20 protein-coding genes are annotated in these 20,871 nt (G+C 57.3%); 12 read left to right on the forward strand and 8 right to left on the reverse strand.

Going from position 1 to position 20,871, the window contains the following annotated elements; translation table 11 throughout:
* Nucleotides 1-251: 251 nt before the first annotated feature.
* Entirely contained in the window at nucleotides 252-1,205 is a 954-nt protein-coding gene (locus ACQ4N7_RS20940; protein WP_430713435.1) for an SDR family oxidoreductase, read from the reverse strand.
* Nucleotides 1,206-1,804: 599 nt separating this feature from the next.
* Here ACQ4N7_RS20940 and ACQ4N7_RS20945 point away from each other — a divergent pair.
* Nucleotides 1,805-2,833 (forward strand): formamidase, encoded by a 1,029-nt coding sequence (locus ACQ4N7_RS20945; protein ID WP_430713436.1) that lies wholly within the window; start codon nucleotides 1,805-1,807, stop codon nucleotides 2,831-2,833.
* Between the two features lie 111 nt (nucleotides 2,834-2,944).
* On the opposite strand, the gene ggt is transcribed toward ACQ4N7_RS20945, so the two are convergent.
* Nucleotides 2,945-4,741: a gamma-glutamyltransferase gene (gene ggt, locus ACQ4N7_RS20950; RefSeq protein WP_430713437.1), complete on the reverse strand. Its 1,797-nt coding sequence runs from the start codon at nucleotides 4,739-4,741 to the stop codon at nucleotides 2,945-2,947.
* 257 nt (nucleotides 4,742-4,998) lie between these two features.
* On the opposite strand from ggt, the gene ACQ4N7_RS20955 reads away from it, so the two are divergent.
* Entirely contained in the window at nucleotides 4,999-5,703 is a 705-nt protein-coding gene (locus ACQ4N7_RS20955; RefSeq protein ID WP_430713438.1) for a 2,3-bisphosphoglycerate-dependent phosphoglycerate mutase, read from the forward strand.
* Between the two features lie 519 nt (nucleotides 5,704-6,222).
* Nucleotides 6,223-6,615, forward strand: a complete 393-nt coding sequence (locus ACQ4N7_RS20960; RefSeq protein WP_106872661.1) for an AbrB family transcriptional regulator — start codon at nucleotides 6,223-6,225, stop codon at nucleotides 6,613-6,615.
* Nucleotides 6,616-6,945: 330 nt separating this feature from the next.
* Here the strand turns inward: ACQ4N7_RS20960 and ACQ4N7_RS20965 are convergent, their stop codons facing one another.
* Nucleotides 6,946-7,611 carry a DUF6962 family protein gene (locus ACQ4N7_RS20965; protein WP_430713439.1) on the reverse strand — a complete coding sequence of 222 codons (666 nt, stop codon included), beginning with the start codon at nucleotides 7,609-7,611 and terminating at the stop codon, nucleotides 6,946-6,948.
* Between the two features lie 77 nt (nucleotides 7,612-7,688).
* Nucleotides 7,689-8,417, reverse strand: a complete 729-nt coding sequence (locus ACQ4N7_RS20970) for a cytochrome b/b6 domain-containing protein (protein WP_430713440.1) — start codon at nucleotides 8,415-8,417, stop codon at nucleotides 7,689-7,691.
* Between the two features lie 511 nt (nucleotides 8,418-8,928).
* Between ACQ4N7_RS20970 and ACQ4N7_RS20975 the strand changes: the two genes are divergently transcribed.
* The 3 genes from ACQ4N7_RS20975 to ACQ4N7_RS20985 are packed head-to-tail and all read left to right on the forward strand — an operon-like array spanning nucleotide 8,929 to nucleotide 10,733.
* Complete coding sequence (locus ACQ4N7_RS20975; protein WP_430713441.1) at nucleotides 8,929-9,342, forward strand: MerR family transcriptional regulator; 414 nt, start codon at nucleotides 8,929-8,931, stop codon at nucleotides 9,340-9,342.
* Complete coding sequence (locus ACQ4N7_RS20980) at nucleotides 9,302-9,718, forward strand: carboxymuconolactone decarboxylase family protein (RefSeq protein ID WP_430713442.1); 417 nt, start codon at nucleotides 9,302-9,304, stop codon at nucleotides 9,716-9,718. The genes ACQ4N7_RS20975 and ACQ4N7_RS20980 overlap by 41 nt, the downstream gene beginning before the upstream one ends.
* 40 nt (nucleotides 9,719-9,758) lie before the next feature.
* Nucleotides 9,759-10,733, forward strand: a complete 975-nt coding sequence (locus ACQ4N7_RS20985) for an aldo/keto reductase (protein ID WP_430713443.1) — start codon at nucleotides 9,759-9,761, stop codon at nucleotides 10,731-10,733.
* 136 nt (nucleotides 10,734-10,869) lie between these two features.
* Here the strand turns inward: ACQ4N7_RS20985 and ACQ4N7_RS20990 are convergent, their stop codons facing one another.
* Nucleotides 10,870-11,889: an AI-2E family transporter gene (locus ACQ4N7_RS20990; RefSeq protein ID WP_430713444.1), complete on the reverse strand. Its 1,020-nt coding sequence runs from the start codon at nucleotides 11,887-11,889 to the stop codon at nucleotides 10,870-10,872.
* A 387-nt stretch (nucleotides 11,890-12,276) separates the two neighbouring features.
* Between ACQ4N7_RS20990 and ACQ4N7_RS20995 the strand changes: the two genes are divergently transcribed.
* A complete protein-coding gene (locus ACQ4N7_RS20995) occupies nucleotides 12,277-12,435 on the forward strand; it encodes a YqaE/Pmp3 family membrane protein (RefSeq protein ID WP_106871181.1) in 159 nt (52 codons plus the stop codon).
* A 99-nt stretch (nucleotides 12,436-12,534) separates the two neighbouring features.
* On the opposite strand, the gene ACQ4N7_RS21000 is transcribed toward ACQ4N7_RS20995, so the two are convergent.
* A complete protein-coding gene (locus tag ACQ4N7_RS21000; protein ID WP_430713445.1) occupies nucleotides 12,535-12,831 on the reverse strand; it encodes a hypothetical protein in 297 nt (98 codons plus the stop codon).
* A 138-nt stretch (nucleotides 12,832-12,969) separates the two neighbouring features.
* Complete coding sequence (locus ACQ4N7_RS21005) at nucleotides 12,970-13,443, reverse strand: phage holin family protein (RefSeq protein WP_430713446.1); 474 nt, start codon at nucleotides 13,441-13,443, stop codon at nucleotides 12,970-12,972.
* Between the two features lie 542 nt (nucleotides 13,444-13,985).
* Between ACQ4N7_RS21005 and ACQ4N7_RS21010 the strand changes: the two genes are divergently transcribed.
* On the forward strand, nucleotides 13,986-14,816 hold the full coding sequence (locus ACQ4N7_RS21010; RefSeq protein WP_430713447.1) for a DUF1206 domain-containing protein: 831 nt from the start codon (nucleotides 13,986-13,988) through the stop codon (nucleotides 14,814-14,816).
* A gap of 117 nt (nucleotides 14,817-14,933) precedes the next feature.
* Entirely contained in the window at nucleotides 14,934-15,656 is a 723-nt protein-coding gene (locus ACQ4N7_RS21015; protein ID WP_430713448.1) for a phosphatase PAP2 family protein, read from the forward strand.
* A 2-nt stretch (nucleotides 15,657-15,658) separates the two neighbouring features.
* On the opposite strand, the gene ACQ4N7_RS21020 is transcribed toward ACQ4N7_RS21015, so the two are convergent.
* Nucleotides 15,659-16,264: a TetR/AcrR family transcriptional regulator gene (locus ACQ4N7_RS21020; RefSeq protein ID WP_430713449.1), complete on the reverse strand. Its 606-nt coding sequence runs from the start codon at nucleotides 16,262-16,264 to the stop codon at nucleotides 15,659-15,661.
* 145 nt (nucleotides 16,265-16,409) lie between these two features.
* On the opposite strand from ACQ4N7_RS21020, the gene ACQ4N7_RS21025 reads away from it, so the two are divergent.
* The 3 genes from ACQ4N7_RS21025 to ACQ4N7_RS21035 are packed head-to-tail and all read left to right on the forward strand — an operon-like array spanning nucleotide 16,410 to nucleotide 20,778.
* Nucleotides 16,410-17,678 carry an HlyD family secretion protein gene (locus ACQ4N7_RS21025; RefSeq protein WP_430713450.1) on the forward strand — a complete coding sequence of 423 codons (1,269 nt, stop codon included), beginning with the start codon at nucleotides 16,410-16,412 and terminating at the stop codon, nucleotides 17,676-17,678.
* The gene (locus tag ACQ4N7_RS21030) at nucleotides 17,678-19,672 is read left to right on the forward strand and encodes an ATP-binding cassette domain-containing protein (RefSeq protein ID WP_430713451.1); all 1,995 of its coding nucleotides are present in this window, start codon (nucleotides 17,678-17,680) and stop codon (nucleotides 19,670-19,672) included. The genes ACQ4N7_RS21025 and ACQ4N7_RS21030 overlap by 1 nt, the downstream gene beginning before the upstream one ends.
* Nucleotides 19,669-20,778: an ABC transporter permease gene (locus ACQ4N7_RS21035; protein ID WP_430713452.1), complete on the forward strand. Its 1,110-nt coding sequence runs from the start codon at nucleotides 19,669-19,671 to the stop codon at nucleotides 20,776-20,778. Before ACQ4N7_RS21030 ends, ACQ4N7_RS21035 begins: the two co-directional genes overlap by 4 nt.
* Nucleotides 20,779-20,871: the final 93 nt, after the last annotated feature.

Genomic DNA, 20,871 nt, shown 5'->3' on the forward strand with positions numbered 1-20,871 from the left:
ACAGCTCTCGAATCAGAGCATCTTTCTCCTCAGAACTAAGGCCTTCTAAGGGCGGCAGGTCTTTCATGGCAAAAGTCTACCACCCTCTCTCATTCGCCGGTACCCGTCAACCTAGTTGAGCAATTACAAATATAAGTTGATGTAAGTTGGGTTGAGGCCACGTTGGCATAGCCTTGCCGAAGGCAATAACCCAACGCCCGCATGGGTTACGCTATCGCTAACCCATCCTACGTTTGCATCAGCCCATACAGTTAAAACCGCGCTACCTCTGTAAAGGCTTTGGCCAACCAGTCAGAAATACTGGGTATCACCCACTTGGTAAAGTCGCCGTCAACCCGAGTTTCCTGCGGTACGGTTTCATAGACATTGTTAGAGCCTTGGGGCGATTTAGGCTCGTCGCTGAGCTGAAAATCAAAGCCGATCGCCAGCAGCAGCGCATCGACCAGCTCCGGCGAGAGGCGCTGCAGGGCCGCCAGCACTCGACCGACATCTCCCACGTAGTAGTCGCGGGTCACGTGAGTCGCCGACTGCACCACCGCTTCGGCCACCAGTTCAGGGTCGTAGTAGGGCGGAAAGCCCCTGGGCTTAAAGCCCAGTTTGGTTTGCGCATTGTTCCACAGAGGAGTATTCATCACCGAAGGCTTAACGCTGGTGACGCCGATGGGCAATTTTTCGTGCATTAGCTCCACCCGCAGCGATTCTAGAAACCCTTCCACGCCGTGCTTAGAGGCCGAATAAGAGCTTTGGTACGGTATCGATCGCAGCCCCTCCACAGAGGAAATGTGAACGAGAGCGCCTCTGCCTTCCCGCTTAATTAGCGGCAGAGCTACCATCGCCCCGTAGGCCTGTCCCATCAGGTTGACATCAATCACTCGCCGAAACTCTTCTGGAGTAGTCTGCTCAAATAGCGCAAGAATGACCACACCGGGCACATGCACCCAGGTATCCAGCCGTCCGTAGGTTTCGATCGCCTTGTCGCCAATTGCCTTAACCTGTTCAAAGTCGGAAACGTCGGCCAAAATAGCGGTCGCCTCACCCCCCAAAGCCTGAATAGCCTGCTTGAGCGGAGCCAATTTTTCGTCACTGCGGCCCGATATAACCAGCTTTGCCCCCTCTTTAGCCAGGCGTAGTGCCGTAGCCCTCCCGATGCCGCTGGTAGCCCCAACGACAACGACTACCTGTTGATCTAACGGTTTAAGCTGCATAGGACAAAAATCTTTTACGGTTGTTGGGCACATCGAGAACCGCTACAACGCTGACCCCGTTGCAAGTTTCCTTCAGTTCTGAAAGATAAATTGCAGCGGTTAGGCGAGCCGTTAAAGCTACTAAAACAACGCTTTGGCAGTACAACAGATGCGATTTCTACATGTATCTTTACATTCAGAGTATGGGCTAGCTATGCTTTAGCCGTCCGCCAAACGAAAGAGTTTTTTCTGCATAATGAAAAGCCCTGAATTTTAGCTGTCTCTCAGTCGAGCTACATCGGTCAAAGGAAAAATGACAAATTGCAGATTTTCTTCTAACAGCGAATTCTATTTGGTTGCACCCGGTTGGTTAGGAACATCGCAGTGCAATGCCCCTGCGAGATCCGTATTTTGAATCAGGGTTTATCAAGGCAGTTTTCGTATAAGTAGCAAAGCTCCCGATAGGGTACGGGCGGTAAGATAGGGAAGGCTGACGCGGTTTGGGTGGCTTGAGTGGGCCAAACGGCTCGCCAAACTCCCGGTTGCGTAATGTTGAACACCATTGGGGGGTACCAATGGGCCTATAGTGCTTGTCGATTGAGTTTCTAGAGAGAGGCGTGATGAGCGGACTTGGCGGACTGAATAAATCTCCCAACGGTGTCGTGCTGGGCATGGTGCAGCTCCAGTTGCCCAACATCGCCACACCCGAAGATTTGGCGGCCCAAACCCAGCGCCTTGTGGATATGGTGGCCAAGGCTCGGCGCAATATGCCCACGATGGATTTGGTGGTGTTCCCAGAATACTCGCTGCACGGGCTGTCGATGGACACTAACCCCGACATCATGTGTCGGCTGGATGGCCCTGAGGTAGAGGCTTTTCGCCAGGCCTGCATCACTAATGACATCTGGGGCTGCTTCTCAATTATGGAGTACAACCCCGGCGGCAACCCCTACAACAGCGGCATTATCATTGACAACACGGGCGAGATGACGCTGTACTACCGCAAGCTGCACCCGTGGGTACCGGTTGAGCCGTGGGAACCGGGGAATTTGGGCATTCCAGTGTGCGAAGGCCCCAACGGCAGCAAAATTGCGCTAATTATCTGCCATGACGGCATGTTTCCCGAAATGGCGCGGGAATGCGCGTACAAGGGGGCCGAGATCATGATTCGCACGGCGGGCTACACGGCCCCCATTCGCCACTCCTGGCGGGTGACCAATCAGGCCAACGCGTTCTGCAACCTGATGGTGACGGCCTCGGTTTGCATGTGCGGCACCGATGGCACCTTTGACTCAATGGGCGAGGGCATGATCGTCAACTTCGATGGCGAACCGCTGGTGATGGGCAGCCACCGCCCCGACGAAATTATTACCGCTGAAGTGCGCCCAGACTTAGTTAGAGAAGCCCGCATTCACTGGGGCGTTGAGAACAATATCTACCAGTTTGGCCATCGGGGCTACGTGGCGGTCAAAGGCGGTGCCCAGGACTGCCCCTACACCTACATGAAAGACATGGTAGATGGATCCTATCGTTTGCCCTGGGAGGAGCAGGTGGTGCATACCGATGGCACCGGCTGCGGATTTGCGGCCCCAACCCGAACGTACAGCGGGGAAGAGCTGCCTCCGGCGATCGATAAGGTGACGCCGTAGCCTGACCTGCCGCTGGCGATACTGCTGAGGCTGATACTGAATCTGGCTCACAGGATCCTGATGCCAACCCGATACCCGGTAGGAAGCATTGCAGTGCAGTGCCCCTACCCTTTACGGATTCACCACCATCGCCGTGCCGCCGCCGCGTCGGGTTGGTTCTGCCGCCGCCAGTATGGTGCCGTCGGACCGGATGATCAGCCCAGCGGCGGCTCCAATTTCGGGTACAGGCTCTAGAACATGTCCCAGGGCGGTGAGCGATCGCCCGATCGCGCTCTGCTCAAAGCCGCCATCGACCTGGGTGGAGCCACCGTTGCGCTGGGAAATGCGGGGAGCCGCGATCGCCTCCGGTAGCGGCAGACCCAGATCGATCAGGTTGACCGCAATGCCAACCACGGTGGTGATGATGGTGGAGCCACCGGGGGAGCCAAAGGCCAGCAGATCGCCCGTGGGGCTGCGGGCGATCGTAGGAGCCATGCTGCTGCGGGGCCGTTTGCCCGGCTCGGGCGCGTTGGGGTGAGGGCTAACGGCATCGAAGTCGGTTAGCTCGTTGTTGAGAATAAAGCCATAGCCGGGCACCACCATGCCCGAGCCGCCGATCGATTCGAGGGTGAGCGTGTAAGATACGGCGTTGCCCTGGCGATCGCTGGTGACGAGATGGGTGGTCGAGGTGCCAACCTGGCCATCGGACTGGGCTACGGTGGGCAGCCCCGTGAGGCTGGGGCTGGGGTCGTTTTGGTAGGGCAGCGGGTTACCGGGGGCGGCGCGGAAAGCTGGATCGGCGGGGGCGCGGTCACTAACCAACGCGCGGCGAGTTTGAATAAACCCATCGCTTTGCAACCCCGACAGGGGCACATCCACATACTCGGGGTCGCCCAGGTAGGCGTTGCGATCGGCAAAGGCCAGCCGTTCGGCTTCAATCACCTGGTGCCAAACAGTCGGAAGGTCAGTCTGACTCGGGTCAAACCCGTCTAGAATGCGAAAAATTTCGCCCGTGGTGATGCCGCCGCTGCTGGGTAGCCCCATGCCGTAGAGGGTGTAGCCCCGGTAGGGGGTCACGGTTGGGGGTCGCACCCGCACCGCGTAGCGATCGAGATCGGCCAGAGTGAGCCCGCCGGGGATGACGGGAAAGGGGGGCTGGGCTACGGCGGGGGGCTGCTGCACGGTTTGGGCGATCGCCGCCCCAATCTCACCCCGATAAAAAGCATTCACCCCCTGCTCCGCCAGCAGCCGATAGGTTTTGGCCAGGTCTGGGTTCTTGAAGCGGGAACCAGCGGCGGGCGGGCCGCCACCGGGCAGGTACAGAGCCTGGGTAGAGGTAAACGCGGCAAAGCGAGCCTGGTTTTGCTCGACCTGGCTGGCAAAGTTGGCGTCAACCTCAAAGCCATTTTCGGCCAGGGCGATCGCGGGCTGCAGCGCCTCGGCCAGCGACAGGGTGCCGTAGCGGCTCAGCGCCTCGGCCCACTCCAGGGGCGTACCCGGTACCCCCACCGCCAGGCCCGACGAAATTCGGTTGGGGGCAAAGGGCAGCAGCCCACCCGTGGGGCTGTCGGGGTTTTTGAACAGATCGACCGTGGTGGCGGCGGGGGCCTGCTCGCGACCGTCGAGGGTAATGACGCGATCGCTCTCCTTCAGGTAAATCACCATGAACCCACCGCCGCCAATACCCCCCGAAAAGGGATCAGAAACGCCCAGGGCGGCGGCGGCGGCAACGGCGGCATCGATCGCGTTGCCCCCCCGCTTTAGAACATCAAGGCCAATTTGGGTGGCGCGGGCGTCTTCGGTGGCCACGGCCCCACCGCGCCCCTCGGCCACCGCCATGGCGGGTTGAGCCGACAGCGGATTGCTGAGGAGGGCGTAGCCGATGCAAAGGCAAATCCCCAGTACCGCCAGCACAATTCGTCTAGCCATGTCGCTGAGCCATAGTTCTTGTTTTCAAGACCCACCCACCAGCTGAGTTGACAACGCTATCGATGGTTTCGGCGCTAAACAATTGTCGGTTGTCTCCAGACAGGAAGCACATTCAAACCTGTGGGTTTCAATTAGCCTACTATGCCTTTGGAAAGCTCATCCTATCTAGCCATTGACTGTTATCTTATTTACGACTTCTCTTACCATAGGGAAGATAGATTTAGCGTAATGAAACCTTTCACCCGTCTACTCCCCTAATGGCTAAACTCATTTTGATCCGCCACGGGCAAAGTCTGTGGAATGCGGCCAACAAGTTCACGGGCTGGGTCGATGTGCCAATGAGTGAGCGAGGGCGAGCCGAAGCTACAATTGCGTCGTGTAAGCTGCGAGATGCGGGCTACACCGTGGATATTTGTTTCACCAGTATGCTAATTCGGGCGATCGAAACAGCGATCGTCTGCCTGACCGAATGTGACCCGGTGCGCGGCGATCGCATTCCCTACATCTGGCACGATCCGGCTGAACCTGACTGGCACGGTTGGGATCATCACTTTGGCCAACCCGAGAAAGAACTCAAAATCATTCGATCGCCAGCCCTAGACGAGCGCTACTACGGCGACCTCCAGGGATTAAACAAAGCCGAAATGGCGGAAAAGTTTGGCGAAAAACAGGTTCACCTCTGGCGACGTTCCTACGATGTGCGCCCGCCCGGCGGCGAGAGTTTGGCCGACACGGTCAAGCGGACGGTGCCCTTTTTTGAGCAAGCAATTCTGCCAGAACTCCAGGCCGGAAGAAACGTGCTGGTGGCGGCCCACGGCAATTCTCTGCGAGCAATCTTGATGTATATCGATCAGATGGGCGAAGATGAGGTAGCCAGCTTAGAACTGGCCACGGGCGTACCCATTGTGTACGATGTCGATGCCGAAGGGGCGTTTACCAACAAAGAAGTTCTGAGTCAGTAATGCGTTAGAAATGCTTCAGGATGTTTTCTGCGACGTTTTTTGGTAGTTAACCCTACCGTCTGCCAGGCCTGAGTTAGAAGCTTAGGGCGACTATTGGCGGCTAGGGTCGGTCTGTACCTTACGCCCTAGACGCCTTACCCCTTGCGCTGGTGCCTCAATCTGAGCGAATCGTCAGTTCACAAATCGGCTATCCTTAGTTTCGTCAATCGTTTACACAGCTGTATAGAATGACTTTTTCCATGATTTTTGCCTGAGCCCGAGCGACTCATCGTGTAGAGAGGTTGGTAGACTAGATAGTATAAATCAAGCCGATCGCGTTTTTTCATGACTATCAATCTTAAATATAGGAACCATTTATCCTGTTCGTAACTATAATCAATGTGGAATCGGTAAAGAGGTTCTGAGCGTTCCTTTGAATCGTTAGATAGGTTGAAAGGGCAAACGTACTAAGAGACCTTGAAGAAAATCTTCTGACGGTCATCATGAAATTCGATGTGTACCCTATGGACGTTTTAAACTATGGCAGTAAAAAGTAAGGAATCTTTGACGGGCAAAGAGCTGCTGGCCAAAGTCAAAGAAAATGATGGCCTGACCAAGCGCGAACTTGCTAAGGAATGCGGCTACTACACCGTTGGCAAGGATGGTCAAGTTCGTGTAAACTTGGCCGAGTTTTATGACGCGCTGCTGTCTGCTAAGGGCATTCAGCTTGAGCCTGAAAAGACCAAAGACGGTCGAGGCCGAGAAGCCTCCTACAGCGTCACGGTTCATAAAAATGGTCAAATCGTGATTGGGGCCGCCTACACTCAGGAAATGGGCCTCAAAACCGGCGATGAGTTTCAAATTAAGCTGGGCTACAAGCACATTCGCCTGGTCAAGCTCGATAGCGAGGGCAACGAAGAAGGAGAAGAGTAGGCTTTAGCTAAGTTAGCTTTGACCAGCCATTCTTGCCGAGTGATGCTTATCGGATGAAGTATGTCGAACGAATCTCCAGGGCTACCCCAGTCAAGGAGATACGTCGGTAGGCCTAATGGTTTATGGGGTGCGTTACGCCTAGCAGTAGCGCACCCTATTTAGTTATCCTGGTTTTTGATTGGCTCTTAACCTTTGCCACAATCTACTCCGTAGCACTGGCTAATCAGGGTTTTTCACAAAGAGAACCATCCTGTGGCTCAAGCTACGCTTACGCAAATGGTCCATGCCGCCAGCGCGGCCCCCTCAGTAGTAACAGCACCCATAGATGAATTAATCATCACCTGCCATGCCCCTGCGATCGCGCCCTTTGATCTGGCCCATGACCCTAGCGCTGCGGTAAATGCAGTACAGCGCCACCATCTGCACCAGGTGGTAGACGGCCAGGGGGCTGAGGGGTAAGCCCTGCCTGGGAATGAGGAGAATGCTAGCGGCCAGCCCAGAGATAACCATGCCTGTGGCCATCCAGGTGAGATCTGGATTTGGGCGTTGCTTTGGCGACCTGCGGTGCTGCCGCCCAAACGGCCTCAGCTGAACGAGGAGCACCAGGGTCAGGGCGCTCAGGTAGTCGGCAACGCTGATGGCAAAGGCCCAGGGGCTGGTGTCTAGCCTGAGGACCCAGGCTAGTTTGGCGATCGCCAAAATCAGCACCCCCACGCGCCAGCGCTGGGGCACCAGCAGAGCGACGGCGACAAGAATACAAAAGCTAGCGATCGCCAGGGCCAGCACCATCCCCTGCCAGAGCCAGAGGCGCTGCTCCCAGACCAGCTGGGGGCCAAACCCGTGCAGCGTGCCGCCCAAAAAGGCCGCCCCACCGACGCTGCTAAAGGCGATGGCCCAGACCCGTGCCAGCCAGCCTCGACCCAAAAGCCCCGCCGCAAACAACAGACACTCCAGGGCGATCGCGTAGTCGGTGAGAGTTGTTAGCGGTTCTGTCATCAAAGGCCGGGCTAGATCGAGCTAGGTTGCGCTGAACAGCCATTCTCCCACAGGGCACTGGGCTGATCGCCTGCAAACTAAACCAAACCAGATTCAACCGCTTTTTTTAGCACGGGCAGCACCCAGGCAATAAAAATACTGCTCAAAATAGCTATTTCTAAAATGATTAAGCCTGAGACGGGTTGAAACCAGGTTTTCCAGGCTCCTTTTTTAACGTTCTGCCACCACTGCGCAACCTGCTCTGGCCAGAGCTTTGGGCGATCGCGATCGCGCACTTTTCGAGTCAGCATAGATAGCAGTAATGGCGTGCCACCCACTCTGGCATTCATTAACAGATGCAGTGCGATCGCGCTCACCATCACCACCCACGAAATTAGGTGAGCATAGTACCAACCATGCTGAAGCTCTCCCTTCGGCAGCCAGGTTTCGTCCATCATTTTGCCGCTAAAGAGGGCAAAGGTAAGGGCCAAAAGGGCCAGCGTGTTGGTAAACCGATTGAGGGTATACCACCAAATCGGCTGACCAACCTGAGCCAGATGGGCTAACGAATTGGGCTGCACCAGCCGCCGCTGCCCGCGATGGAACGCATAGACGACAAAGGCTGGAAATATCAGCAATGTCCAGAGACCAAAGGTGCCGTGAATCCCTTCAATATCTTTAAAGACGGGTAAAGGAATTCGGCCCCAGCGACCGTCGTAGGTGTCATAGGTCCAGAAAGCCGTTAAAATTGCTGCCACCAAAAACAGCCCCGTCAAACCGTGCAAAATTCGCAGCAGAAGGGGCTGATAAGGCTGTGTCGTTTTCATAAACTACAGTAAATAAGTATCCAAGATATAGGCAGGCCGATACTGTGGGTTCAAAATAACCCGAGTTAAATCGGCCCTAAACAAGCCAATCTTATCCCAAAGGATGATGTCACGGGCGCAAGAGTCATGCTCAACTATAATCTTTTGGCAATTTTCAAAAAACGACTAAAGTAGACTCATTTATGAATAAAAAATGAGGAGGACTGAGCTGATGTTTTGATTAAATCACTGGCCAGAAGATAACTAAATGATGGTCACGTTTGGCTAGGCGTACAAGGCTGTCTGTTGGTTTTCAACCTGGCCACACCGCTGAGAGGCTCAGGGCGTGTCATCAATCGTGGCCAAAAACCTTGCACACCAAGCCCTGCCACGCCCGCCCCAAAGGACAGGCTAGGAGCTGTAACCCTTCGTTTTTAGGCATTCACAGCTAATTGATGACGGCTCCTAGCGATCGCAATTTGATTCAAAACTTGCTTGACTTAGAGTGCGCTCTAACATTTAAGGTGCAGCTATGGAACCAGAACTCACCATTCAGCAGGTCGCTCAAGCCACCGGACTTAGCGTACATACCCTGCGCTACTACGAACGCTGCGATTTGATTGCCCCCATTGGTCGCTCGACCAGTGGCCATCGCCGCTACTCGGCCAACGACCTGCGCTGGATTGAGTTCTTAAACAAGCTGCGGCTGACCGGCATGCCCATTCGTCAGATGCAGCAGTATGCGGAGCTAGTCAGGTCTCAGCCTGACTCCGGGTTTCACAGCCGACGGCAAATGTTGGAATCGCACCGCGAAGCGGTGTTGGCCCAGATTCAGCAGCTGCAAGACAACCTGGCCGTCATCGACTGGAAGATTCAGCACTATAGCGAGTTAGAGGCCAACCTAAATGACTCACTCAAAACACCCCCCCAAACCCGTTCGGCCTGATGCCGATACGGCCCGGTTTCGGCAGGGGTGGCAGCAGCTCAACGCCATCGACGGGGCCGCCGGAGCGCAGGTGATCGCCAGCCTCCAAGACATTGCCCCCGACCTGGCCCGCTACGTGATCGAGTTTCCCTTTGGCGATATTTATAGCCGACCTGGGCTGGACTTGAAATCTCGAGAAATTGCCACGATCGCGGCGCTGACCGCCCTGGGCAACGCCCAGCCCCAGCTCAAAGTCCACCTTCAGGCGGCGCTCAACGTGGGCTGTAGCCGGGCAGAAATTATCGAAGTCGTGATTCAGATGGCGGTCTATGCCGGTTTTCCGGCTGCCCTCAACGGTATGACCGCCGTCAAAGAAGTCTTTGCCGAACAGCACTAGCGCCGATTCAACAAACGCAAACTAAACCAGGAGTTTAAGCATGAAAACCCGCAAATTAGGTCAGCTAGAGGTCTCCGCCATGGGGCTGGGCTGCATGGGCATGTCGGAGTTTTACGGCGATCGCGACGAAGCTGAGGCGATCGCCACCCTGCACCGCGCCCTGGAGCTAGGGGTCAACTTTCTCGACACCGCCGACATGTACGGCCCCTTTACCAACGAAGAGCTGGTGGGGCGGGCAATTCAGGGGCGTCGCGATCAGGTGGTGCTGGCCACCAAGTTTGGCAACGTGCGCACCGCCGAGGGCGGCTGGGGCGGCGTCAACGGCCAGCCCGATTACGTCAAACAGTGCTGCGATGCCTCACTCAAGCGCCTGGGGGTAGAGGTAATCGACCTCTACTACCAGCACCGGGTCGACCCCACTGTGCCGATCGAAGACACAATTGGCGCGATGGCCGAGCTGGTGCAGGCAGGCAAGGTGCGCTACCTGGGCCTGTCGGAGGCGGCCCCAGAGACCATTCGTCGGGCCGCTGCGGTGCACCCAATTACCGCCCTGCAGACCGAATACTCGCTCTGGAGCCGGGAGCCAGAGGACGACATTTTGCCCACGGTGCGCGAGCTGGGCATTGGCTTTGTGCCCTACAGCCCTCTGGGGCGCGGGTTTTTGACCGGAGCTTTTCAAAGCCCCGACGACTTTGCCCCCGACGACTATCGCCGCCACGCGCCTCGCTTTCAGGGCGAAAATTTTGCCAAAAATCTGGCCCTAGTCGATCAGGTGAAGGCGATCGCCCAGGAAAAAGGGGTTACCCCAGCCCAGCTGGCCCTGGCCTGGCTGCTGGCCCAGGGCGATGACGTGGTGCCGATTCCAGGCACCAAGCGCCGTCAGTACCTGGAAGAAAACGTGGCGGCGGTCGATATTGCGCTCTCTGCCACAGACCTGGAGCGCCTCGACGCCGTGGCTCCCCAGGGGGCGGCGGTGGGCGATCGCTACGCCGATATGAGCACCGTCAACCGCTAGAGCCACTCTAGTAGGAGCATTATTTTGTTGTAACCGTCCCCTAGCCCCTCCGGGGCGGCTCCGCCAACGACTCCGCTCAGGGGACGGTTACCAATTTTTCATTCTGAACTTTTCATTTTGAATTTTGCACAGCAGTCTAATGCTGGTCTAAAAAGCCTTTGACCACAAACTCATTCACCCACTGTTGAATAATCAGCGTCAGCGGCAGGGCCAGCAGCAGGCCCAAAAAGCCAAACAACACGGCAAACACCACCTGAGACAGCAGCGTTACCGCTGGCAGCAGCGAAACCTGCTTTTTCATCACCAGCGGGGTCAAAATGTTGCTTTCAACCTGCTGAATCACTACGTATAAGATAATCACCGCGATCGCCTTCCAGGGAGCATCAAGCAGCGCGATCGCTGCGGGTGGAAGCACGCTTAAAAAAGGGCCAAGGTTAGGAATAAACGCTAGCAGCCCGGCCAGCAGCCCGTTGGCAAACGCCAGGGGAATGCCCAAAATCCAGAGGCCGATCATGCTCATCGTGGCGATGATCGTCATGTTGAAGAGAATGCCGATAAACCAGCCTGAGATAGCTTCTTCGCAGTTGTCGAGCACGTGGCTCACCTGCTGCCGACGAGACGAGGGAAACAGCTTGAGAAAAATACCCCGGTAGGCCTTTGGGTTCATCAATATCATGACGATCAGTACCGTCACCAAAAGCAGGTTGAGGGCGATCGTGAGGGTATTCGAAAACCAGGTGAAAAATCGCCCGAATATCATCTCCAGGTTCAGGGTCTGAAGCCGGTCTAAAATGGCTTCCAGACTTTGCAAATCGTCTATGGCAAAGCCCGGTATCGTGTCGCCCAGATTGAGCACCCAGGTTTGGGCCCGATTGACGACCTGGCTAGTGAGGTCAATAATGGCCTGTAGCTGATTAAAAAAGGGCGGTACAATCACGAACCCAAACCCACCCAAAACCAGCAGAACAGCGACAACCAAAATTAGAACCGCTGCTCTGCGATCGGAAATGCGCTTTTGCAGCACCCTAACCGCACGATTGAGCACAACAACGAAGGTGACGGCGGCTAAAGCCAGCAGCAGCACGGTGCGAATTTGCCAAAAGATATAGAGGCAAACTCCTAAGATAACTAAACTCAACCACTGGCTAAATTTCAATGGAAGTTTCCCTACCGTGCGAATGCAGCAAGAACAGCTCAGGCAATAGTGCCAAACGCTTGATTACTCTCAGATGGTGGGCTGAGCAGCGATCGCCCTTGCAGAGCCTGTGGGCCAAGTACAACCTGATATAACGCGCTAATTGGATCAAAATTGAGGGAACTGAAAGCAAACTTGACACAGCAGCTTTCAAGGGGTAGCTATTAATGACTCGTTAGTACTGCTATTGTTGGTTATTCTTCTCTGACAAGCATCCTTCTTAAGAACTAAACAGCGTCAATTTATATCTTTTTGCAGACTAGCTAACTGTCCAAAGAAGGATGAAGATTGAGTAGCTATCGTCTTTAATTTAGGAATGAGAGAAGCCAGATCAATCGAGGAGAATTTATGGATATCGTCAGAATTATAGCGGCAATTTTGCTGCCACCCCTGGGCGTGTTTTTGCAGGAAGGCATTGGTGCCCAGTTTTGGATTAATATCTTGCTGACTCTTCTGGGTTACATTCCCGGCATCATCCACGCTGTGTGGGTCATTGTCAAGCGATAGATGGTCTGAGCCGATAAAAAACCTAAAGTATAAAAGCCCTGGCCATAGGTCAGGGCTTTTATGCTGCGCGCAGCTAGAAGGCTGTAGCGCGATCGCGCTTCACCCGCCGGTGATCGTGTCGACCTCAAAGGCGGCCGACTGAGTGGCCGCAGGGCCAACTAAGCTGTAGGCCGAGGTCGTCAAAAATCTAAAGTTGGCCTGCCGCAAGGCTTGCTCAACCGACGCGAGGTGCAGCCCCGACGATCGCTTAACCATAGTCAGGTGCTTAACGTTCAGCAAGCGCGGCGACCCGTCTTGAATCCATAGCGCCGCCGCCTGATAACCTGCGCCAAAGGACAAAATCGACGCTCCAGAAAATAGCGCTAGTCGTTTGACAACATTAGCAGGCTTAATCACGATGAACCTCAAAACCTTCTGGAGCAACAACCTGAGTTCAATCCAGTTCAGAAACAGAGTTTTGCGGGTAGAAAAACTCCAGATTCTGAACTGGACCTGGCGGGCAATCTGGGCTGGAGCTAAATCATGGCCAGCCGACTACACCTGAGAACTGCTGTCGGTGCTGAGTTCGCTTTCTTTGATCGTCATTGGGGTGGCGTTGCTCTTGGGCAGCTGAGAGGAATTACCGGCACCACTCAGCTCAGTTCCGTCTCGCATAAAAGCAGGAGCTTTTTTGTCGAGGTAGTTGCCCAAAAATGTGTTGACCGCCGACAGCACAACTGGCCCCAGCAAAAAGCCGATGATGCCGGTAACGTAAAAACCCGGCACAAACAGGGAGGCCAGCCAGAGACAGAGGCCGTTCACAATCAGCGAAAAGCCGCCGAACGTGAGGACGTTAATGGGTAAAGTGAACGCCTGTAGAAACGGCTTCACAAATGCGTTGACGATACCGACGGCAGCAGCGGCGATCGCGGCGGCAGTAATAGTGTTAATGGTTACACCAGGCACTATTAAATCAACGACCAGCAGACTCAAGGCTGTGGCTAAACCAGACAAAAAGATACTCCACATAGCAAGCTCCTACTTTTAATTACACAGATACTAAAACTTAAGGCCATAGACTCAAACCTGAAGGACAAATGCTGTGGAACAGATGACCTCAAGACACTGACTTAAGCTAATGACGGCAGCAAGATAGCTTTTAAGGCATTTCTACATCTGCCGTATCTCTATATAGGTTAAAAAAAATTAGTTTCTGCGGCTTCTATCTTGGGGGACATCTTAGTTGGTGCTGTCCTGGGCAACTACAGCCCCGCCAGGCTTTGGCATCAAAAGATAGAGGCCCATTTGGGCCAAAATATAGCGCTAGAAGGATGGTCTGGGCTGAGGCTACAGCGTATAAATCGATTACTTTCAGATTGATTACTTTCAGATCGATCCCCCTCAATTTGAATTTCCCTGGCTAAATGGCCTAGGCCAAATCGCTCTAGCTGAAGCGATCGCAGTTGCCGAACCTTGAACAAATTCAAGCGCGCGACTCACCCCTTTGGCCTGCTTAGCGCACCTTTTTCTTTAAGTCAGGACGTTAGCTAAACGCTATAGGCAACACAATAATGAATATTCAGGACTTACATCCCCACGGACCCAATAGCCAACAGCCGGAACAATGGATTGAGCGGCTGGCCCGATTTGGCTATGCCGCTAAGGGAATCGTCTATATGATCATCGGCATTCTCGCCTTTATGGCCGCCTTTAACTGGGGCGGTCGGGTCACGGGCACCCAGGGCGCATTTCAAACGATCGCATCGCAGCCCTTTGGCAAGCTGCTGCTGTTTCTGGTGGCCGTTGGGCTGTTGGGGTACGTGCTCTGGCGGTTTGTCGAGGCGGCGAAAGATCCAGAACACAGCGACAGCGGGGCAGGCGCGATCGGCAGACGCATTTCCTACGCCGTCAGCGGCATCATCTACGCCGGTTTGGCCCTGTCTGCCCTAAAGATAGTGTTTGGCAACTCGTCTGGCAGCAGTTCTGGGAGCCAGCAGCAAACGGCCACCCTACTGTCTCAGCCGTTTGGTCGGTGGCTGGTGGCGGCCATTGGCGTGGCGAGTGTAGCCTACGGGTTTTACTGCTTCTACCGCTCCTACTCCACCCAGTTTCGCCGCAAACTCAAGCTGTCTGAGATGAATGCCAGCACCGAGAAGTGGGCCACCATCATTGGGCGCTTTGGGCTTGCCGCCAAAGGGATTGTGGCCGTTATTATTGGCTACTTCTTTATTCAAGCCGCCCGCACCTACGATGCCAGCCAGGCCGGCACGACGGAGGGAGCCCTGCAAACGCTCCAGCAGCAGCCTTTTGGCGCATGGTTAATGGGCATTGTCGCGCTGGGCCTGATTGCCTACGGCATTCACCTTGAGGTGCAGGCTCGCTACCGCCGCATTTCTCCGTAGGTTTCAGCTCCACACATGTCGGCTGATTTTCTGTGTGCCGCTTGGCTCGGTAAGATGGGCCAAGCGGCACCGCACGTTCGCTACAACCACCCATCACTATCGGAGATTGAGTTCGGTATGGCGCGTTGGACAACGGCTCAGATTCTGAAACGGGGTTGGTACCAGTTTTGGCAAGATAGCCGTCAGGTGCCCCAGAAGGTTTGGCGGCGGTGGGCCGGTACTCTGGCGATTGGGCTGGGGCTGTGCGCGTTGATCACCTTCGCCCTGACGGTGGGGGTTAAGGCCTACACCGACCAGGGGCTGCAGGCCTGGGATGCCCGTATGCTGCCCGTGCTGGCCGATCGCCTGCCGCTGAGTTTTTCGAGGGCGATTACCTGGGAGTCGCCGGGCAATTTGCTCGGCATGCTGCCCGTGGTGTCTGTATTTGTGGGCATTATGGTGGCGCGATCGCGCCCTCTGCTGGCGGCCACCATGATGATGGCCTATGGGCTGCAGTTTGCCCTGGTGTGGATTGGCTGGGGCTACTGGAACCGCGATCGCCCCGATTTAATTGCCAATGGAGTAGCGGCCTCGGGACTGCACTCGTTTCCGTCGGGCCACGCGGTGGTGGTAATTACGGTCTACGGGCTGCTGGGCTACCTGTGGTGTCGCGCCTCGCGCAGCTGGGTCGAAAGGCTGCTGATCACCCTGGTGGTCACCGGCTGGATTGGTCTGATCATCAGCTCGCGTCTGGCGCTGGGAGCCCACTGGCCTAGCGATGTCGGGGTTGGAATAGTGATCGGTATACTGTGGCTGACAACGGTGATTGTGGCCCTGAAACGCGTCGAGGAAGCGCTGTAAGGTCAGTGCGCCTGATCGATCAGGGTATCGACCAGGCTGTCAATCATCAGCTCAGGGCTAAAGGGCGCGATCGCCTGACCGTGAAGAATATTCTGCGTCAGCACGTAGCTCATCAGTGACCCCATAAAAATGCGCGCCGTCGCCTCCGGGTGGCGCTGGTGGAGATCGGGGTGGGCCGCAAAGTAGTTGCTCAGCAGCGCCCAAACCCGCTGGGGCAGAGCTTTAACGAACAGCTGTGCCAGCTCTGGAAACCGCCCCGACTCACCAATAATCAGCCGCAGAAAGGCAATGTATTCGTCGTCGGTAGCCATCAGGTTCAGCAGGGTGTGGGCTAGCCGCCGCAGCAAAACCGCCGGGTCTTCCGTAAACGAAAAGTGGCCAAACACCATTTCGAAACGCTGGTCTGTCACCTGCTCAATCAGCGCTTTGAACACCCCCTCCTTATCCTGAAAGTGCTTGTAGATGGTGATTTTAGACACCCCTGCCGAGGCCGCCACCCGGTCCATACTGGTGCCTGCATAGCCGTTGTGCAAAAAAATCTGCAGCGCCCCCTGCAAAATTTGCTCGCGCTTTAGTTCTGCCGCCGATAGCCCTGATGGGGTGCCCATCGTTCTTACCTCCAACGGCCTGAGTGGCCAGTTCAAAAACTGCTCCAAAGCTCTCTAACGCTTTGAATCGTAAACCCTAGACAATTCTAGATTTCGATCTATACTACACCGTATAGTTTAGCTTTTGACGCGAAGGGAACATGTGATGACTCAGGTTGCTCCTGCCGAAGCTACGCCCCAGCAGCCTGCCCAAAAGGCGCAGAGCAAAGGTTTGAAATCGAAGCTAAAGGTCATCATTCCGCTGGTGCTGCTGGTGGCGGCGGCGGGGGTAGGGCTGCGGTACTGGCTCACCCGCCCCGACGAGGACGCGATCGCGCTGAGCGGCCGCATCGAAGGCTACGAAACCGATCTGGGTGCAAAAGCAGGCGGGCGCATCGCCGAGGTAACGGTGCGCGAGGGCGACAGGGTAGAGGCGGGGCAGGTGGTGGCGCGGCTCGACGATGCCGAGCTGCAGGCCCAGCTAGAGGCGGCCCAGGCCAGGGTAACGGCGGCGCAGCAGCAGGTCAACCAGGCCCAGCTTCAGGTGGCGGTGGTCGAGAGCCAAATTGACGAAACCCAGCTCACCCGGCAGCAGGCCCAGGGCGACGCGGCCGGACGGGTGAACCAGTCAGAGGCCTCAGTGGCGGCGGCTCGCGCCCAGCTGGCCGAAGCTCAGGCCCGCGCCCAGGAGGCGCAGTCGGCCCTGGAGCTGGCCCGCAGCGATCGCGATCGCTTTGCCACCCTGGCCGCCCAGGGGGCGATCGCCCAGCAGCAGTTTGAGCAGGCCCAGACCCAGTTTGCCACCGCCCAGGAAACGCTGGCGGCCCGGCAGTCGGCGGTGGCAGCGGCCCGGCAGCAGGTGAGCGCCGCCCAGGGTGCCCTCACCCAGGCCCAGACCAGCGAGCTCAACCCCGACATTCGCACGGCCCAGCTCAACCGGCTGCAAACCCAGCAAGAGCAGGCCCAGGCCCAGCTCGCCGCCACCCAGGCCGAGCTCAAGCAGGCCCAGGCCGCCCAGGCCGAAATTGCCGCCCGACTCGACGACCTGGAGATCACGAGCCCGATTGACGGGGTGGTGCTGAGCCGCACCGTCGAGCCTGGGGAGGTGATTGCCAACGGTACCACCGTGCTGACGGTGGTCAATCTGAGCGACCTGTACCTGCGGGGCTACATTCCCGAAGGCCAGGTCGGAGCGGTGCGGGTGGGCCAACCCGCCCAGGTGTTTTTAGACTCGGCCCCCGATCAACCGCTAGAGGCGACAGTGACGGCGATCGATACCCAGGCTTCGTTTACCCCAGAAAATATTTACTTTAAAGACGATCGCGTCACCCAGGTGTTTGGCCTCAAGCTGGGGCTGGAGAACCCCGAGGGGTTTGCCAAACCGGGCATGCCCGCCGACGGGGAGATTTTGTTAGATGTGGCGGAGGCCGAGTGATGGCGCATTCCCAAACGCTACCCGGCCCGCTGGCGACAGTGCCCCTTGACGGTAGCGCGATCGCCGTCCACGCCCTGCGCAAGCGCTACGGCAGCCTGGAGGCCCTCAAAGGCATTGACTTTACGGTGCAGCCGGGCGAAATTTTTGGCCTGATCGGGCCAGACGGGGCGGGCAAAACCACCACCTTTCAAATCTTGGCGGGGGTGATGGAGGCCACCGCAGGCGAGGTGGCTGTGTTGGGCAATCGGCCCCGCGACGCCCGCCTGGACCTAGGCTACGTCACCCAAAAATTTTCGCTCTATGCCGACCTCAGCATTGCCGAAAACATGCGCTACTCAGCTGGGCTGCGGCAGGTGAATGACCAGGACTTTGAGGCCCGATCGCAGTCGCTGCTGCGGCAGGTTGATCTCGATCGGTTTCGCGATCGCCTGGCCGGGCAGCTCTCCGGCGGCATGAAGCAAAAGCTGGCCCTCTGCTGCGCCCTGGTGGCCCAGCCCAAAATTTTGCTGCTCGACGAGCCGACTACCGGCGTTGACCCCGTATCGCGGCGGGAGTTTTGGGATTTGCTGGCGGCGGTGGCGGCAGAGGGCGTTACCGTAGTTGCCGCCACCCCCTATCTGGATGAGGCCGAGCGCTGCCATCGCATCGCCCTGATCTACGCTGGCGAAATTCAGCAGATTGGCACCCTGGGCGAACTGCGCGACGGTCTGGGGCTGAAGCGCCTGGAGGTGCGAGCAGAGCCGCTGAATGAAGCAGAAAGGTTTCTGAGTCAGCAAGGGGAAGGCCCTCACCCTAGCCCTCTCCCTGGGGGAGAGGGAACTGGAGAAGCCTCTGCTGCCATTGTGGATATTCAGACCTTCGGCGATCGCCTCGATGTCATGGTCACCGATGCCGAGCGGGGCGATCGCCAGATCCGCTCAGTGCTGGCCCAGCACCCGATCGCCCTCAGCGACATTCGCCAGGACGAACCCACCCTGGAAAACGTGTTCGTCAACCAGCTCCGCCAGCAGGGCCTCGACCCCGCCTACCTGGAGTTTCCGGCCTACCGCTCCGGTAAAGAGAAGGGCGGGCGGGCCATCAATACCCACCAGCTGCAAAAGACCTTCGGCGACTTTCGGGCCGTCAAGGGGGTCGATATTACCGTGCGCTACGGCGAAATCTACGGGCTGCTGGGGGCCAACGGCGCAGGCAAAACCACCACTATCAAAATGCTCTGCGGGCTGCTGCCCCCCAGCGGCGGCGAGATTGAGCTGGCGGGAGAAACCAGCGACCTGAACCGATCGGAGGTGCGATCGCGGATCGGCTACATGAGCCAAAAATTCACCCTCTACGACGACCTCACCATTCGCCAAAACCTGGAGTTTTACTGCGGCGTCTACGGCGTGCCCAAACAGCTGCGGCGCGAAAAAATTGACTGGGTGCTCGAAACCTGCGGGTTAGCGGGGCGCGAAACCCTGATCACGGGCAGCCTGCCGGGGGGCTGGAAGCAGCGGGTTTCGTTTGGGGCCTCGGTCATGCACGAGCCGGATATTCTGTTTCTCGACGAGCCCACCTCCGGCGTAGACCCCCTGGCGCGGCGGCAGTTTTGGCGGCTAATTCGCGACTTTGCCCAGCGCGGCACCGCCATTCTGGTCACTACCCACTACCTAGAAGAGGCCGAAAACTGCAACACCATGGCCTTTATGGTAGCCGGAGGAATTGTCGCCCAGGGCACCCCCAGCGACATCAAGACCAGCCAGCCGGGGCAGCTGATCGAGCTGGTGTCGGGCCAGACCCAGGCCGCCTCCAACATTTTGAAAGCACGGCTGGAGCCGTGGCGGGTAGCCATTTTTGGCGATCGCCTCCACCTGGTGCTCGACCACCCCGACCGCGAGCTGGATGAAGTCCACCGCTGGCTGAGCGAGGCCAACATCGACGTGCAGTCGGCCCGCCCGATTCCGTTTTCGCTCGAAGACGCCTTCATCGGCATTGTGCAGCGGGCGGAGGGAGCATGAGGCGCGTTTTCTCCCAGTGCTTAAAGGAACTCAACCAGTTTCGCCGCGATCGCCTCACCGTGGCCCTGGCCTTTGTGTTACCCCTGGCCGTACTGCTAATCTACGGCTTCGCCATTCGCCTAGAGGCCAAAAACATTCCCCTCGCCGTTCAAGATTTCGACAACAGCTTCCTCAGTCGCACCTACGTGGAGCGGCTGTTTGCCACCAACCAGTTTGTGCCCACGCCCCTGGCGGGCAGCGCCCCCACCATCGCCCTCGATCGCGGCGAGGCCAAAGCCACCGTCGTCATTCCGCCCGACTTTGAGCGCCGCCTGAAATCGGGCGAATCCGTCACCGTGCAGGCGCTAATCGACGGCACCGATGTCAACAACGCCCGCGTGATTCAAAACAGCCTGCGGGCCACCACCCAGTTTTTTATCCGCAGCAGCGGTCTGGTGCCCGAGCAGGCAGGCTCACCCATTCAGCCCCGCGTGCGGCTCTGGTTCAACCCCGGTCGCCGCGAGGCGCTCTATATTGTGCCCGGCATTTTTGGCGTCATTCTCTGGGTGTTTCCGTCCATGCTGGCCTCGATCGCCCTGGTGCGCGAAAAAGAGCAGGGCACCATCGTGCAGGTCTACGCCTCTGACCTCAGCGCCGTGGAGTGGCTGCTGGGTAAAGAGCTGGCCTACCTGATCGTCGGGTTGGGCGAAGCCCTGGTGGTGATGGTAGTGGCCACGCTGCTGTTTGGCCTGCGCTTTCGCGGCGACCCCACCACCCTGCTGGTAGGCACGTTCATTTACCTGAGCGCGGCGGTGGCCTTTGGCCTGCTGGTGGGGGCCAGGGCCGGCAACCAGACCGGAGCCGTACAGGGCACCGCGATCGCAGGCTTTCTCACCGCCCTACTGCTCTCGGGCTTTATCTACCGCCTAGAGAATATTCCCTTTCCGCTGTCGCTGCTCTCCAACGTCATCCCCGCCCGCTACTTCATCGAAGTCACCCGCGATGCCTTCGTGCGCGGCACCGGCTGGGTCGGCGTCTGGTACGCCCCGCTCGCGATCGCCCTGATCGGCGGCTTTTTCTTTCGCACCGCCACCCGCGTTCTCCACCGCATGCAGTTTAAGGATTAGTTGCTCAGGGACCGGGTGCCTGGGCCAAAGGCAAGGACTCTTATCACCGTCTAAAAGGCACCCGGTCCCTCTCCCATCTATCTATCCACCCAT

The sequence above is a fragment of the Nodosilinea sp. AN01ver1 genome, assembly GCF_050565655.1.
Lineage (GTDB): Bacteria > Cyanobacteriota > Cyanobacteriia > Phormidesmidales > Phormidesmidaceae > Nodosilinea.

What these genes read in the sequence shown, in the direction of transcription:
- ACQ4N7_RS20940 (WP_430713435.1), bottom strand. Translation starts at nt 1,205, where the DNA reads ATGCAGCTTAAACCGTTAGATCAACAGGTAGTCGTTGTCGTTGGGGCT.
- ACQ4N7_RS20945 (WP_430713436.1), top strand. Translation starts at nt 1,805, where the DNA reads ATGAGCGGACTTGGCGGACTGAATAAATCTCCCAACGGTGTCGTGCTG.
- ggt (WP_430713437.1), bottom strand. Translation starts at nt 4,741, where the DNA reads ATGGCTAGACGAATTGTGCTGGCGGTACTGGGGATTTGCCTTTGCATC.
- ACQ4N7_RS20955 (WP_430713438.1), top strand. Translation starts at nt 4,999, where the DNA reads ATGGCTAAACTCATTTTGATCCGCCACGGGCAAAGTCTGTGGAATGCG.
- ACQ4N7_RS20960 (WP_106872661.1), top strand. Translation starts at nt 6,223, where the DNA reads ATGGCAGTAAAAAGTAAGGAATCTTTGACGGGCAAAGAGCTGCTGGCC.
- ACQ4N7_RS20965 (WP_430713439.1), bottom strand. Translation starts at nt 7,611, where the DNA reads ATGACAGAACCGCTAACAACTCTCACCGACTACGCGATCGCCCTGGAG.
- ACQ4N7_RS20970 (WP_430713440.1), bottom strand. Translation starts at nt 8,417, where the DNA reads ATGAAAACGACACAGCCTTATCAGCCCCTTCTGCTGCGAATTTTGCAC.
- ACQ4N7_RS20975 (WP_430713441.1), top strand. Translation starts at nt 8,929, where the DNA reads ATGGAACCAGAACTCACCATTCAGCAGGTCGCTCAAGCCACCGGACTT.
- ACQ4N7_RS20980 (WP_430713442.1), top strand. Translation starts at nt 9,302, where the DNA reads ATGACTCACTCAAAACACCCCCCCAAACCCGTTCGGCCTGATGCCGAT.
- ACQ4N7_RS20985 (WP_430713443.1), top strand. Translation starts at nt 9,759, where the DNA reads ATGAAAACCCGCAAATTAGGTCAGCTAGAGGTCTCCGCCATGGGGCTG.
- ACQ4N7_RS20995 (WP_106871181.1), top strand. Translation starts at nt 12,277, where the DNA reads ATGGATATCGTCAGAATTATAGCGGCAATTTTGCTGCCACCCCTGGGC.
- ACQ4N7_RS21005 (WP_430713446.1), bottom strand. Translation starts at nt 13,443, where the DNA reads ATGTGGAGTATCTTTTTGTCTGGTTTAGCCACAGCCTTGAGTCTGCTG.
- ACQ4N7_RS21010 (WP_430713447.1), top strand. Translation starts at nt 13,986, where the DNA reads ATGAATATTCAGGACTTACATCCCCACGGACCCAATAGCCAACAGCCG.
- ACQ4N7_RS21015 (WP_430713448.1), top strand. Translation starts at nt 14,934, where the DNA reads ATGGCGCGTTGGACAACGGCTCAGATTCTGAAACGGGGTTGGTACCAG.
- ACQ4N7_RS21020 (WP_430713449.1), bottom strand. Translation starts at nt 16,264, where the DNA reads ATGGGCACCCCATCAGGGCTATCGGCGGCAGAACTAAAGCGCGAGCAA.
- ACQ4N7_RS21025 (WP_430713450.1), top strand. Translation starts at nt 16,410, where the DNA reads ATGACTCAGGTTGCTCCTGCCGAAGCTACGCCCCAGCAGCCTGCCCAA.
- ACQ4N7_RS21030 (WP_430713451.1), top strand. Translation starts at nt 17,678, where the DNA reads ATGGCGCATTCCCAAACGCTACCCGGCCCGCTGGCGACAGTGCCCCTT.
- ACQ4N7_RS21035 (WP_430713452.1), top strand. Translation starts at nt 19,669, where the DNA reads ATGAGGCGCGTTTTCTCCCAGTGCTTAAAGGAACTCAACCAGTTTCGC.